Annotated in this window: 13 protein-coding genes and 1 riboswitch; of the genes, 8 read left to right on the forward strand and 5 right to left on the reverse strand. The window is 69.4% G+C overall.

What is annotated here, in order from left to right; translation table 11 throughout:
- Positions 1 to 94: 94 nt before the first annotated feature.
- Positions 95 to 1,570, forward strand: a complete 1,476-nt coding sequence (locus F8O03_RS00390) for an HNH endonuclease signature motif containing protein (protein WP_167516424.1) — start codon at positions 95 to 97, stop codon at positions 1,568 to 1,570.
- Positions 1,571 to 1,938: 368 nt separating this feature from the next.
- Here the strand turns inward: F8O03_RS00390 and F8O03_RS00395 are convergent, their stop codons facing one another.
- Together F8O03_RS00395 and F8O03_RS00400 are read right to left on the reverse strand one after the other, a co-directional pair.
- On the reverse strand, positions 1,939 to 2,892 hold the full coding sequence (locus F8O03_RS00395; RefSeq protein WP_104251455.1) for a manganese catalase family protein: 954 nt from the start codon (positions 2,890 to 2,892) through the stop codon (positions 1,939 to 1,941).
- Between the two features lie 129 nt (positions 2,893 to 3,021).
- Entirely contained in the window at positions 3,022 to 4,362 is a 1,341-nt protein-coding gene (locus F8O03_RS00400; protein ID WP_151421911.1) for an APC family permease, read from the reverse strand.
- 171 nt (positions 4,363 to 4,533) lie between these two features.
- A riboswitch (guanidine-III (ykkC-III) riboswitch) is annotated at positions 4,534 to 4,600 on the forward strand.
- A gap of 10 nt (positions 4,601 to 4,610) precedes the next feature.
- On the opposite strand from F8O03_RS00400, the gene F8O03_RS00405 reads away from it, so the two are divergent.
- From F8O03_RS00405 to F8O03_RS00415, 3 genes are all read left to right on the forward strand, one after another.
- Positions 4,611 to 4,925, forward strand: coding sequence for a DMT family transporter (locus F8O03_RS00405; RefSeq protein WP_104251750.1), 315 nt, complete (start codon positions 4,611 to 4,613; stop codon positions 4,923 to 4,925).
- Positions 4,926 to 4,927: 2 nt separating this feature from the next.
- Positions 4,928 to 5,290: a DMT family transporter gene (locus F8O03_RS00410; protein ID WP_151421912.1), complete on the forward strand. Its 363-nt coding sequence runs from the start codon at positions 4,928 to 4,930 to the stop codon at positions 5,288 to 5,290.
- A gap of 314 nt (positions 5,291 to 5,604) precedes the next feature.
- Complete coding sequence (locus F8O03_RS00415; RefSeq protein WP_244295762.1) at positions 5,605 to 6,381, forward strand: lytic transglycosylase domain-containing protein; 777 nt, start codon at positions 5,605 to 5,607, stop codon at positions 6,379 to 6,381.
- Between the two features lie 50 nt (positions 6,382 to 6,431).
- Here the strand turns inward: F8O03_RS00415 and F8O03_RS00420 are convergent, their stop codons facing one another.
- From F8O03_RS00420 to F8O03_RS00430, 3 genes are all read right to left on the reverse strand, one after another.
- Complete coding sequence (locus F8O03_RS00420; RefSeq protein ID WP_151421914.1) at positions 6,432 to 6,728, reverse strand: DUF7882 family protein; 297 nt, start codon at positions 6,726 to 6,728, stop codon at positions 6,432 to 6,434.
- A gap of 101 nt (positions 6,729 to 6,829) precedes the next feature.
- Positions 6,830 to 7,408: a hypothetical protein gene (locus F8O03_RS00425; RefSeq protein ID WP_151421915.1), complete on the reverse strand. Its 579-nt coding sequence runs from the start codon at positions 7,406 to 7,408 to the stop codon at positions 6,830 to 6,832.
- Between the two features lie 139 nt (positions 7,409 to 7,547).
- Positions 7,548 to 8,816: an ammonium transporter gene (locus tag F8O03_RS00430; RefSeq protein WP_151421916.1), complete on the reverse strand. Its 1,269-nt coding sequence runs from the start codon at positions 8,814 to 8,816 to the stop codon at positions 7,548 to 7,550.
- A 232-nt stretch (positions 8,817 to 9,048) separates the two neighbouring features.
- Between F8O03_RS00430 and F8O03_RS00435 the strand changes: the two genes are divergently transcribed.
- The 4 genes from F8O03_RS00435 (at position 9,049) to F8O03_RS00450 (ending at position 13,521) form a co-directional block, all read left to right on the forward strand.
- Positions 9,049 to 9,915, forward strand: coding sequence for a DUF1684 domain-containing protein (locus F8O03_RS00435; protein ID WP_151421917.1), 867 nt, complete (start codon positions 9,049 to 9,051; stop codon positions 9,913 to 9,915).
- Positions 9,912 to 11,012, forward strand: coding sequence for an LLM class flavin-dependent oxidoreductase (locus tag F8O03_RS00440; RefSeq protein WP_151421918.1), 1,101 nt, complete (start codon positions 9,912 to 9,914; stop codon positions 11,010 to 11,012). Before F8O03_RS00435 ends, F8O03_RS00440 begins: the two co-directional genes overlap by 4 nt.
- Entirely contained in the window at positions 11,009 to 12,112 is a 1,104-nt protein-coding gene (locus F8O03_RS00445) for a GNAT family N-acetyltransferase (protein WP_151421919.1), read from the forward strand. The genes F8O03_RS00440 and F8O03_RS00445 overlap by 4 nt, the downstream gene beginning before the upstream one ends.
- 197 nt (positions 12,113 to 12,309) lie before the next feature.
- Complete coding sequence (locus tag F8O03_RS00450) at positions 12,310 to 13,521, forward strand: hypothetical protein (RefSeq protein WP_151421920.1); 1,212 nt, start codon at positions 12,310 to 12,312, stop codon at positions 13,519 to 13,521.
- The last annotated feature ends 69 nt before the right edge of the window (positions 13,522 to 13,590 follow it).

Below are 13,590 nucleotides of genomic sequence, written 5' to 3' on the forward strand. Positions count from 1 at the left end.
CCGTGCGAAGGCCCCGCGCGCTTGTTCGTATGGATTCCTCGGGGGCCTCTCGGACCGGGCCAAGAATGTCGGTGGTCGGGTGGAGGCTGATCGCATGATCGATGAAGCGCTCGCGACGAGAATCCCGGCGGGGTGGAGGCCACCCGATTCGCTGGTGGAGCGCGTGCGAATGCTCGAGCGCTTCCTGGTGGTCCGGTCGATCGCCGATGCCGACGCTGATCTCGCCCGTGCTCAGGCTGAGCAGGCGCGCGTCTACGCGCTCGCGGCTCGGACGGCCCTCGCCGAGGACGAGCGCGAGGGCACACTGGAGCAGGAGTGGGCGCTTCGCTCGTGGAAGGCGGAGATCGCCGCGGTCACGAGGACTTCGAGGCAGGCGGTGTCTGGCATCATGGGCCGCTCGGCGATCCTCACTGAGGACTTCCCGCTCGTTCATGCCGCGCTCGCGGCGGGCGAGGTGTCCATGGCGCATGCCCGCATCATGTGCGAGGCGGGAACGATCGTCGTGCACGAGGACCCCGCGGAACAGGCCGCGCGTCGCGAGCTGTTCGTGCAGCTTGCGCTGGAGAAGGCGCGTTCGACGTCACCGGGCAGGTTGAAGGACTTCGCGATCAAGCAGGCGGAACGGCTCACAGCGTCGTCGCTTGAGGAACGCTACGAGCAGTCGATGCAGTCCCGAGCCGTGCTCGTCTCGAGTGAGGGGGACGGCATGGGCGCACTCGGTGCGCGGCACTCGCTGCCGGTGCTCACGGCGATCGACGGGCGGTTGTCCGAGATCGCGAAGGCCATCATCGCGGCGCGGGGCTCTGATTCCGACGACCCGCGGACCTTCCACCAGGTGCGGGCCGACGTGTTCGCCGAGCTGCTGCTCACGGGCAGGCTGACGACCTGTCCGGAAGCGGCGGGCATCACCGCGAAGGTGTCCATCACCATGCCGGTGCTCGCGATGCTCCGCGCTCAGCACGGCGACGGCGACGGCGACGGCGACGGCGATGGCGACGGCCGCGCGCTCGATACGTCGCCCGCGCTCCTCGACGGCGTCACGCCCATCCCGATGAGCGTCGCGAAGGCACTCGCGGCCAACGCGCCGGCCTTCGAGCGCATCCTGACCCACCCGATCACTGGAACGGTCGTCGAGGTCGACCGCTACCGGCCGACGGAGGCGATGCGCGCGTGGCTGCGGGCTCGGGATGTGCACTGCAGGTTCCCGGGATGCCGGCTCCCTGCAGAGCGCTGCGACCTCGACCACACGATCCCGGCGTCTGAGGGCGGGCCGACGAGCCTCGTCAACCTCGCTGACCTCTGTCGCTGGAACCACACGGTCAAAGGCAACACCGGTTGGGAGGTCTGCCAGCTGCCCGGCGGGGTCATGGAATGGACGTCGCCCACCGGCATCCTGCTGGAGGATGTTCCCGAACCGAGGGGTGTCACCTTCGGGCCCTCCCCGCCCGGCGAACCGGGCCTCGAGATCGGAGGAGCTGCCTACCTGGTGCAGCCGCCGGAGCCCGGGCTTGCATCGAGGGCCGGCGAGGAGCCGGGAGACATGCCGGGCCTCGACCCTCCGCCCTTCTGATCGGCTCCGATTCGTTCCCCGGCTCCCGTGAACGCCCGCAGCTCCCCGCCGCAGTTCCTTGTCGCCGCCGCACGGAGCGGCGACAAGAGCTGCGGAGCGAAGAACCTGCAGCGGAGAACCTGCGGAGCGGAAAAGCTGCAGAGCGGAAAAGCCGCAGAGCGGAGGAGTTGCGGTGAGGAGGAGTTGCGGTGCGGAGGAGTTGCGGTGCGGAGGAGTTGCGGTGCGGAGGAGCTGCGGTGAGGAGTGCGCTGGTCAGCCCCAGCCCCAGCCTCTGCCTGCGGTGAGGAGTGGGGCTGGTCTGCTCTGCCCGGCCTCTGCAGCTGGTCTGCTCTGCCCGGCCTCTGCTCTGCCCGGCCTCTGCCCTGGACTTATGTCGTCGTCGGCCCGTAGAACCCGTTGATCTCGGAGAGCTCGAGCTCGGCGGTCGCCTGGATGAGGGCGAGCAGGTCGGTGTCGAGGCCGGGCGCGAACTCCTCCAGGCGCTCGTGGGCGATGAACGACGGGGCTCCGGCGGGGGCCTGCTCCGAAGCGTCCAACGTCGTGCCGTCCTTCGAGGGTGAGTCGCCCTGGAAGATCTTCCCAGCTTCCGACTTGCCGTCGAGGTCGAACGAGTACTGCTTGCTCTGCAGGCCCAGGTCGAGCAGCTCCTTCACCTCGGGGAACGACTCGGCGTTCGTCTTCGGGATGGGCAGCAGCGACTTCCAGTTCACGCCGAGCGTCTCGAGGGCTTTCGCGTACGCGTTCTCGTGTGCCTGGTCGCGCACGATGAGGTACGCGATCGTGCCGCGCGCCGTCGGGTTGTCGGTCATCTCGTAGATGCGGCACTTCTGGAGGCGCCCCGTCGATTCGAGCATGAGGTTGTAAAGCAGGTCGAGGGGCAGGTTGCCGGAGTTGTAGACGTAGCTGCCGCTCCACGGGTTGCCCGCCGCATCCACGGGCAGAGCGCCCTGCGCGCCGACCAGGTAGTGGTGGATGTTGCTCGTGTCGAGGGCGATCTTCAAGGGCGTCGCGCCGCCGGCACCAGGCTTGTCGAGCGGGTCGGTGAGCTTGCCCGTGTACTCGGGTGACCCGTCGAGGAGCCGCGAGATGGTCGTGCCGATCAGCTCGACGTGGCTGATCTCCTCGGTGCCGATGCCCTGGATGAGGTCGCGGTACGGCTTCGCCGTCGGGCCGCGGAAGTTCATCGCCTGGAAGAGGTACTGCATCATGGTGCGCATCTCACCGAACTGCCCGCCGAGCCCCTCCTGCAGGGCGTTCGCGGCTGCGGGGTCTGGCTCCCCGTCGGCGATGTCGTTGATCCAGGTCTGTGCGTGGAAGTACATGGGGGAGTCTCCTCGTCATCGTTCCAGTTCGACGCGGATGCGCCGGTATCGAGAGACCATCAACCGCGCCTGTGTTTTCAAGAGGGGTACCGCGAACCGGGGCTGAAGGTGTAGAACGCGCGAAACCGCCTATTCCGCGGGCGTCACCTCGCGCGAGGACTTCGAGCGGCGGGTGACGCGCAGCACGAAGTACGTGGCGACGCCGACGGCGACGATGATGCCGCCGCGCAGCCACACCTCGCCGCTCTGCTGGGTGAGGAGCACGATGCAGGAGATGATCGCGAGCACGGGCAGCACGGTCCAGGCTTTGAAGTGCGCGTGCTCGACCTTGTCGCGGCGCAGCACGAGCACGGCGAGGTTCGTGCTGAGGAACACGATGAGCAGCAGGATGACGACGGTCTCGGCGAGCACGGCGATGCCGCCCGTCGCGGTGAGGACGATCGCGAACACCGTCGTGGCGATGATCGCGACCCACGGGGTCCGGCGTCCGGGGAGGACACGCCCGAGGGCTCGAGGGAGGAGGCCCTGTTCCGCCATGCCGTAGGTGAGGCGGCTCGCCATGATCATCGTGAGCAGGGCGCCGTTGGCGACCGCGATGAGGGCGATCGCGCTGAACAGCCAGGCCGGCACGGGCGCGCCGGTCGCCTCGATGACGTTGAGCAGCGGACCGGTGGACTCGGCGAGCTCGTCGGAGGGGACGGCGATCGAGGCGGCGGTTCCCACGAGCATGTACATGACGCCGGCCGTGAGGAGCGAGAAGAACAGCGCCTTCGGGTAGACCTTGGAGGGCTCACGCACCTCCTCGATGAGGTTCGCGGATGTCTCGAAGCCGACGTAGGAGTAGTAGGCGAGGAGGGCCGCGCCGAGCACCGCGGGGAACGGGTTGATGTCGTCGCCGAACGACACTGCCCGGCTGATGTCGCCGCCGCCGTTGCCCACGAGCACCCCGACGAGCACAACCACGAGGACGAGGCCAGTCAGCTCGATGCAGGTCATGATGATGTTCGAGCGGAGGGACTCCTTGATGCCGCGCAGGTTGACGAGCGCGATGAGCACGAGCAGCAGGGATGCGCCGACGACCGGCGGCAGGTCGATGAACGTGGCGAGGTAGTCGCCGCTGAACGCGAGAGCCAGGCTCGCCGCGCTGACGACTCCCGCCGCGAGCATGCAGAATCCCACCATGAACGACAAGAACTCGGAACGGTACGCGCGCTGCGCGAACACCGCCGAACCGCCGGCCTTGGGGTACTTCGTGACGAGCTCGGCGTAGGACGCGGCCGTCAGCAGCGCCATGCCGAGCGCGACCAGCAGGGGCAGCCAGGTGACGCCGCCCACTTCGCCAGAGATGGTGCCGACGAGCGCGTAGATGCCAGCCCCGAGCACGTCGCCGAGGATGAAGACGAACAGGAGCAGCCCGGTGACGTCGCGCTTGAGGGCCGGGGTCGACGACGGGGAAGGTGTGGGGGACATGCCCCGATTGTTGCCCGCATCCGCAGGGCAGTCCTCGCCCTTGTCAGGTGCGCCACCGTATGCAACCGTGCCGGGCGTGCACCCGCAGCCCTGTGCATCCGAGCCCTGTGCATCCGCAGTGCACGCGACTCCGGCCTGGCCAATGGGCGGGCCTGTTGCTACCGTTGGACCTCGAAGCCCCGGAATCGGGCTTGCGGACGAGGGAGCAGTACCCGCACCACGACAAGACTGACTCAGAAGGAGCCGTCGTGGCTTGGTTCGTGTTGATTCTGTCCGGGATGCTGGAGGCCGTCTGGGCCTCAGCCCTATCCGCCTCGAAGGGCTTCAAGAAGCCCGTCCCCGTCGTCGTGTTCCTGGTGTCGCTCACCATCAGCATGGCCGGCCTCGCGTGGGCGATGACGCAGCTGCCGACCGGCACCGCGTACGCCGTCTGGGTCGGCATCGGGGCGACGCTCACCGTCGTCTGGGCGATGTTCACCAAGCAGGAGCGGGTCTCCGTCGCACGGGTCCTGCTGCTGGTGCTGCTCGTCGGCTCGGTTATCGGCCTCAAGGTGGTGAGCTGACCATGGCTTGGATCGCACTCGTCATCAGCGGCATCCTCGAAGCCGTCTGGGCCACCGCCCTCGGCCAGTCGGAGGGATTCACGCAGCCCATCCCCACGATCGTCTTCTTCGTCGGGGTCGTGCTCAGCATGCTCGGGCTCGGCTGGGCGGCGGCGCGCATCCCGATCGGCACCGCGTACGCCGTCTGGGTCGGCATCGGGGCGGCCCTCACCGTCATCTACGCGATGGCGACGGGTGACGAAGCGTTCTCGCCGTGGAAGGCCGTCTTCATCTCCGGCATCATCCTCGCCGTCATCGGGCTGAAGCTCGTGCCCGACAAGAAGAAGGAAGCGGACGCCGAGCCCGCGGGGCCTCCGATGCTCTGACCTGGGCCGCTCAACCGAGCCAGGCTACGCAGCAAACTTCGGTGACAACTCGCGTCTGACGGAAGCTCAACGGACGTCGACGGCCCCGTTGTCACCGAAGTTTGATGGCTGCGCCGTCGACCGGAGTCGTGAACTGTGATCGTGGCGGCCCTCGGCGCGCATCCAGTGGAGTGTCCGCCGTCGCACGTACGCTGTGGTCTTCGGACTCAGGCGTTCCCACCCGCCGAACCCGCCCGCCGACCCCAGCGCCGACCCCAGGAAGGGCCAGCATCATCGTCTCGCCTGCAAGCTCCTCCGCTCGCACCCGTCTCCTCGTGGCTCTCGGCGCCGGTGTCGCGTCGGCGTCGTTGCTGACGGGATGCGCCGGGTCGTTCTTCTCGCCCGCGTACGGCGAGGACGAGGTCGGCAGCGGGGTGCAGGAGCCGCAGGTGCAGACGGAGCCCTACCTCGACCCTGCCGCTGAGGGCTACCCGGTGGCGCCGCCGCAGCAGCTGCCCGAGTCGGCCGGGTTCGGCATCTGGGATGTGCCGGTCGCGGAGCTCGCTTCGCCCGCCTGGGTGCAGGCGACGTCCGAGGCGACCGGTATCCCGGCCCGCGCCCTCTCTGCGTACGCGGGGGCCGCGATCCGCGTCTCGGAGACGCGCCCGGAGTGCGGCATCGGCTGGAACACGCTCGCCGGCATTGGCGCGGTCGAGTCCAAGCACGGCACCTACGGTGGGTCGCAGGTGGTGGACTCCGGCCAGGTCGAGCCGCCCATCATCGGGGTGCCGCTGGACGGCAGCGAGGGGTTCCTCGCGATCCCTGACACCGACGGCGGCGCCCTCGACAATGACACGGAATGGGATCGGGCGGTCGGCCCCATGCAGTTCATCCCGGAGACGTGGGCGAAGCACGGGCAGGACGCGAACTTCGACGGAGCCGCCGACCCCCACCACATCGACGACGCCGTGCAGACGGCGGCCGCCTACCTGTGCGAGCGGGGCGGCGACCTGACGACGGACGACGGCTGGAACACCGCGATCTCGGCGTACAACCTGCCTGCCGAGTACGCCCGCGAAGTCGCGGGGTACGCGGAGCTCTACGCGAGCTAGGACCCGGGGAGGTCGACCTTGACCTCGGTGCCCTGTTCGCGCCGACGCGCCTACAGCTCCTCGGGGGTGGGCGCGACGACCCCGCCGGGGCTGTTCGCCATGCGCAGGAGACGCTCGACGACGCGGCGGTCGAGGTCGCTGGGGCGCTTGCCCCGGTAGTTGAATAGGACGGGGACGTTCGCGCTCATCCACACCGTGTCGCGGCCGCCGCCGGTGAGCGCGTCGTTGCGCCAGGTCAGGAGGAAGGGTTCTCCTCGTCTGAGCTTCGCGGCGACGACGGCCTCGATGTGCGCGAGTACCCGGTCGTCGAACTCGGCTGGCGTGTTGTCATAGATGAAGGTGCCCATAGTGTTGTCTGGCGCGGCATGCGATGAGCATTGGCGCGCCAGACGACGCTATTGAACCTGGCAGTTAGAGCTGAATCTCTTGACAAGTCATGGAGTTTGTCCTAGGCGGTCTCCGCTTCAGCGCAGGGGATCGCCATGGTCGCGACGAACGCGCCGTCTGAGTGCATGACCGGAGGGGCTGTCTCGTCGAAGATCGCGGCCTCGCCCTCGGCGAGCTCGGTGCCGCCGAGGCTCAGGCGGCCGCTGATGAGGTAGATGGCGCGAACGTCGGGGTCGAACTCGATGGGGTCGCTCACGAAGACCCGGCCGAGGATGATGGGCTGCATCTCCGACTTGCGGGTCACCCGCAGCAGCCTGGTGCTCTTCGCGCGCCCGATTGAGCTGCGCAGGAGGAGGAGTGGCGACGTCGACTCGACGACGATCTGGTGGTCGGCCCGCACCTTCTCCTGCCGGGTGCCGTCCACGAGCCGCAGCTGCGGGCCGCTGATGCCGAGCCAGTGGTCGACGGTTCCCTCTGGCCGGTGCAGGGACTTCACGTTGCGCTTCACGTCGACGAGCGACAGGCTCCACCTCGGGTCGACCTCGTCGTCTGGGTCGCGCCAGATCTCGTGCACGCTTCCGGAGCGAAGGTCAGTGCCGAGCCGTTCCCGTGGCAGCGACTGCGGCGTGACGATCTTCATCGAACGGCATCCAATCTACGAAGCTCAGGTGCTGGGGAACCCGGTTGTCGGGGGAGAGGCCAGAAGGTGGCGGCCAGTCTGCAGACTGTGCCGCCACCTTCATGGTCAGTGAGCGGATGCTCGTCGTGCGGGGCGGATGCTAGACGCGGGCATCCTCGAGCACGTAGCCGGCCTCACCGTGCGAGACGGTGTCGAGGCCAGCGATCTCGTCCTCGTCCTTGACGCGGAAGCCGATCGTCTTGTGGATGACGAACCCGATGATGAATGCGCCGACGAAGGAGTAGGCCATGACCGCGAAGGCTGCGATGGCCTGCACGAGGAGCTGCGTGCCGTCGCCCCCGAGGAAGAGGCCGGTGCCGTTGGCGAAGAAGCCCAGGTAGAGGGTTCCGATGAGGCCGCCGACGAGGTGGATGCCGACGACGTCGAGCGAGTCGTCGAGGCCCAGCTTGAACTTGAAGTCGATCGCGAGGGCGCAGACCACGCCGGCGATGACGCCGAGGAGGATCGCCCAGACCGGGTCGAGGGATGCGCAGGCCGGGGTGATGGCGACGAGGCCTGCGACGGCACCGGACGCGGCACCGACCGAGGTCGGCTTGCCGTCGCGGATCTTCTCGACGACGAGCCAGGCGAGGAGCGCCGCGGCGGGGGCTGCGATGGTGTTGACGACGGCGAGGGCGGCGACGCCGTCGGCGGCGAGCTCGGAGCCGGCGTTGAAGCCGAACCAGCCGAACCAGAGGAGGCCTGCGCCCAGGAGCACGAAGGGCGGGTTGTGGGGGACGTGCGCTCCCTTGCCGAAGCCGACGCGACGCCCGAGGACGAGGGCGAGAGCGAGAGCCGCCGCACCTGCGCAGATGTGCACTGCGGTGCCACCGGCGAAGTCGATGACGCCAACGCCGAAGGTCTCCTGCAGGCCGTAGGTGATCCAGCCGCCGTAGGCGAAGCTTCCGTCGTCGGCGAGGCCGAAGTTGAAGACCCAGCTGGCGACGGGGAAGTAGACGACGGTCGCCCAGATTCCGGCGAAGATCATCCACGAGCCGAACTTCGCGCGGTCGGCGATGGCGCCGGACACGAGGGCGACGGTGATGATCGCGAAGGTCGCCTGGAAGGCGGCGAATGCGAGCGGCGGGTAGGCGGCGTCTTCCGGAACCTCGAGGAGGCTGGAGAGCCCCATCGCGGACGGGTCGATCGCGAAGAGCGGGCTCAGGCCGTCAGCCGCCGGGAAGGCGATCGAGTAGCCGTAGAGCACCCACAGCACGCCGATCAGGCCGATAGCGCCGAAGCTCATCATCATCATGCTGATCACGCTCTTCGCCTTCACGAGGCCGCCGTAGAAGAAGGCGAGTCCAGGTGTCATCAGCAGCACGAGCGCCGCCGCGAAGAGGATGAATGCGGTATTTCCTTGATCCATCGTTGTAGACCTCTCTGCAAGGGACGCCGTGGGCGTCGGGGTGCACTCAGCTTGCGCTCAGGCTGTTTCGCCTGTGCGACCGTGGTGTTACGCGAACGAATGAAGTTCATGTCCGGCGTGTTTCCGCGGTGTCGCACGAACCGCGGCCTCGCCTTGCGCAATGTGACGCCCTGAGTAGTCCGGCGTAGTCGCCGTCTTACGGTTGCGGGCGGGGTCTGCCTACCATCCCCGCATGAGCACCTCGGCCTCCCTCGTCCAAGACGCATCCGTCGATCGCGCCCAGTTCAATCGAGACTGGGAGGCGTGGCACGTCGAGCACGAGAAGCGGCGCACCGACGGGCACGGCTTCCTCGCGGTGACGAGCCTCACGTTCCTCTCGGAGGAGCCGCAGGCCATCGTGGGCATCCCGGGTGCCTGGTCGCTCGAGGACGGTCAGGCCGTTGTCGACCTCGCGGACGGCGAGACGCTGGAGGCCGACGGGCTGCTCCTGCAGGGGCCGCGCCTTCACCGCTTCCCGTGCATCGCCGAGCGCGACGGGGTCAGCGCCCGAGCCGGGAAGGTGCTCATCGAGATCGCCAAGCGCGGCGGCTTCACCATCGTGCGCCCCCGCGACCCCGACTACGGCTATCTGGCCTCCTACTCGGGCACCCCCACCTACCTGCCCAACCTGCGCTGGCGCGCCGAGGGCACTTTCGAGGCGTTCGACGAGCCCCGCGACGTCACGGTCGGCGCGGCCGTCGAGGGGCTCGAGCACGTGTACTCCTCTCCGGGCAAAGTCACCTTCGAGCTTCGCGGGGAGCGGTTCTCGCTCACGGCCTTCAACGGCCACGAGTCTGGCTCACTGCTCGTGCTGTTCACGGATGCGACGAGCGGGATCACGACGTACGCCGCGAACCGCGCCCTGTCCCTGTCGGCCCCGGATGCGGACGGCCGCGTCACGGTCGACTTCAACCGCGCCGTGAACCTGCCGTGCGCGTACACGGTCTTCGCGACGTGCCCGCTGCCGCCCGCCGAGAACCGGCTGCCGGTGGGCATCGAGGCTGGCGAGAAGACCCCGCTGTCCAAGGCCGGCGACGACGCGGGGAGTGAGCCCGCGTGAAGTTCCAGGTCCTCGACATCGTCCCGCACGTCCCGAACCCGGTCACGGGGGAGCAGCTGACACCGTCGGAGCGCCTCCACGAGACGCTCGAGTTCGCGCTCAGGGCCGAGGAGCTCGGCTTCGACGCCTTCTCGGTGGGGGAGCGCCACGCCGGCCGCTTCCTGTCGTCGTCGCCGAGTGTGCTCCTGGGGGCCATCGCCGCGCAGACGTCGACCATCCGCCTGCAGACGGGGGTGACGGTGCTGTCGATCCTCGACCCCGTCCGGGTGGCCGAGGATTTCGCCACCATCGACCAGCTCTCCCGCGGCCGCCTGGAGATCACGATCGGCAAGGGCAACGAGGTCGCCCAGTTCCCGCTGTTCGGCCTCGAGATCGACGACCAGTGGGAGCTGCTCGCTGAGAAGTACGCGCTCCTGCGGCACCTGTGGCGCGAGACCGAGCTCGACTGGCCTGGCACCGAGTTCACGCGCCCGCTCACGAAGGTCACGACCCTGCCCCGGCCATACGCAGGACCGCCCCGCGTGTGGCACGGCTCGGCGACCACGCTCGCATCCGCCGCCCTCGCCGCGAAGTGGGGCGACCCGCTCTTCTCGGCGAACGCCATCCAGCCGCTGCGCAACTACGAGGTACTCGTGCGGCACTACCGCGACGAGTTCGAGCGACACGGCCACGACCCGCGCACGGCGTACGTGGGCGCCGGGGCCGGATCTCTGTTCATCGCGGAGACCAGCCAGGCGGCGAAAGAGCAGTACGGCCCCGTCTACGAGGCCCTCGTCGCCGCGACGAACGTGCCCGGCAACAACTCCGTCTTCCGCGACATCGACCACGCCATCGCCGAAGGGCCCGCGCTCGTCGGCAGCCCGCAGCAGGTGATCGACAAGATCGGACGCTTCCACGGAGCCTTCGGCCACGACCTGCAGTCGATCAGCCTGCCGACGACGCTCCCGCACGAGCAGCAGCTGGAGCAGCTCGAGTACTTCGCGACGGCCGTCATCCCCGCGCTCCGCGAGGAGTTCCCCACGACGCTCTGGGGCGACGGTGACGCGCAGCTCGGTCGGGCCTGCAGTGCAGAGCCCGTTGGAGCATCCGCCGCATGACGCAGACCGCACCCGTCGCGACCCAGGACGCGCACGCGACGCCACCCGCCCCGCTCCGGGTTCGCGAAGCGCAGCCAACGGACTGGCCGGAGGTGGTCAGGGTCAGCGAGGCTGCCTTCGCCGCCGGCCCATACGGGCATCTGCCCGTCGGCGAGGAGCGGAGGCGCTTCGTGCGGGACGTCGAAGGCCGGGCCGCGGCGGGCAGCGTGCTCGTGGCGGAGCGCGCGGGCGAGGTCCTCGGAACGCTCAGCATCGCCCGGGCGGGCACGGGCCCGTCGCGGCTGGCGGTCGCCGACGAGGCCGAGGTTCGGCTCCTCGCCGTCTCACCCACCGCCCAGCGGCTCGGCATCGCGAGGCGCCTCATGCTCGCGGCGAGCGAGACCGCCCTCGGCTGGGGTGCATCCGCGCTTGTGCTCGACACGGGAGACCGCAACGTCGCGGCGCAGGCGCTCTACGAGGGCCTCGGGTACCGGCGCACCAACGAGCCCAGCCAGCCCAGCCAGCCCGGCCAGCCCGGCCAGCCCGGCGGGCCCGGCGTTGCGAGCGAGGGACGCATCCCGCACGTCGACTACGGGCTGCAGCTGCAGCCCGCCCCGGGCGTCGTCGTGCGGCTCGTGCGACCCAGCGAGGTCGACGCCGTCGCCGAGCTGTCGTTGCGCGCCTACGAGCTCGAGTACACCATCTCCGGCAACTACCGCGACGACATCATCTCCGTCGGCGAGCGGGCGGCGGCCCACCAGGTGTGGGTGGCGGTGGATGCGCAGAGCGGTGCGCTGCTCGGATCCGTCGCGACGCCGAAGCCGGGCGAACACCTCACCTCGCTGCCGCAGAGTGATGACGAGCTCGACTTCCGGCTGCTCGCGGTCGACCCGGGTGCCCGCGGGCGCGGTGTCGGGGCCGCGCTCACGACGCTCGTGATCGAGCTCGCACGGCTGCGCGGACTCCGTCGAGTCGTCATGAACAGCGGACCGCAGATGGTGCGCGCCCACCGGCTGTACGAGCGCCTCGGGTTCTCGATCCTCGAGTCGCGCGTGCGCACCGTCGATCCGGGTGACGGCCGCGCGCCGTTCCAGCTGCTCGCGTTCTCGATCGACGTCTGAGGGGCATTCGGCTCTCTGCTGAGGACGAGCTCAGGAGTCTCACAACTCACTTCCTGCGGAAACGTGGCAATCCATGCAGGGGTCGGCTCCGAAACATCTGCGAGTGCACGCGTGTGCCCTTCTTCCTCGGTGATGACGTGCGGCTCCCCGGCGCACCAGCGGGGACGTCATGCAGGGCCGAACCCCCAAGGATCCGTGTGTCCGAGCACCTCCCCTCCCCAGACCCATCATCTTCCCCGACCAGCCGCCGCAGGGTCCTGCAGGGCGCCGCGTGGAGCGTGCCGGTGCTCGCCATGGCAGTGGCGGCCCCCTCGTTCGCCGCATCCGCCGCCTGCACGGGTGCCATCGCCACGTACACGAATACGACGAACTTCACGACGATCACCGTGCCAGCGGGAACTCGGGCCTTCACTTACGTGGTCCGCGGCGCGGGCGGCGGGCGCGGCTCGAGCGCTGGGAGCTCGACCATCCCAGGCAGCCAGGGCGGCATCGCCACGGGACGAGTGGTGTTCGGCGCTGCGCTCACGGTTCCGCTCCCGCTGCGCGTCTACGTCGGTCAAGGCGGCCAGATGGGCTCCAACACCACGGGCACGGTCGCCCTCGGCGGCACCGGCTACGGCGCGGGCGGCAGCTCGACCCCCACGCGTCCAGCGCAGACCAACCAGGCCGTCATCTACACCGGTGGCGGCGGGGGCGGGAGCGCGATCACCCTTTCATCCGGAGCGCCGCTCGTCGTCGCCGGCGGCGGTGGTGGTGGCGGGATCTCCGAGTTCATCACCAACAGCACCAAGCAGCAGGCCGTGCTCTCGGCCCCCTTCCAGGGGCTGCAGTACGGCACGGCGAGTGCCATCGCGGCCCCGAACGGTCGCGGATCCGGCCTTGCCGGGTTCACGGAGAACGTGACCACCTTCTCCGTCTCACCCGGACTCGCACCCAGCGGAGCCGCCGCCGCGACCGGCGGCGTCGCCGGGGGAGCGCAGACCTACTCCACACCTCCCGCCCCGGCCGGCAACCCGAGCAGCGGATGGTCGCAGGTCTCCTCGATCGCCGGCACGGCCGGCGGCAGCTTCAGCACGACCAGTGGCGGCAACGGCGGCAACGGCGCGGCGGTCCTCGGCGCCATCAGCGGCAGCCGCAACCTGAGCGCCTCCGCCGGTGGTGGCGGCGGCGGATACGCGGGTGGCGGCGGTGGCGGCATCGCGCGCGGCCGCTTCGGCGCGCAGACGAACACCTCCGCGGCCGTGTCGACGGGCGCAGCCGGGTCCTCGTTCGTGGCGTCGACCGCCATCAACCAGGGGGCCGTCTCGCTGCGGGTCAACGTCAACGCGTACTCGACCTCCGCGCTCACCCCGAACGTGCAAGCCCTCCGCGGGCACGCCGGGCAGGTGGAGATCCGATACTGCAGTTGACGCTCGCGGCTCCTGGACGTTGCCCAGGAGCCACCGATCCGACGCGGAGGTCGGTTCCGAATGATGGTG

The sequence above is a fragment of the Pseudoclavibacter terrae genome, from assembly GCF_008831075.1.
Lineage (GTDB): Bacteria > Actinomycetota > Actinomycetes > Actinomycetales > Microbacteriaceae > Pseudoclavibacter > Pseudoclavibacter terrae.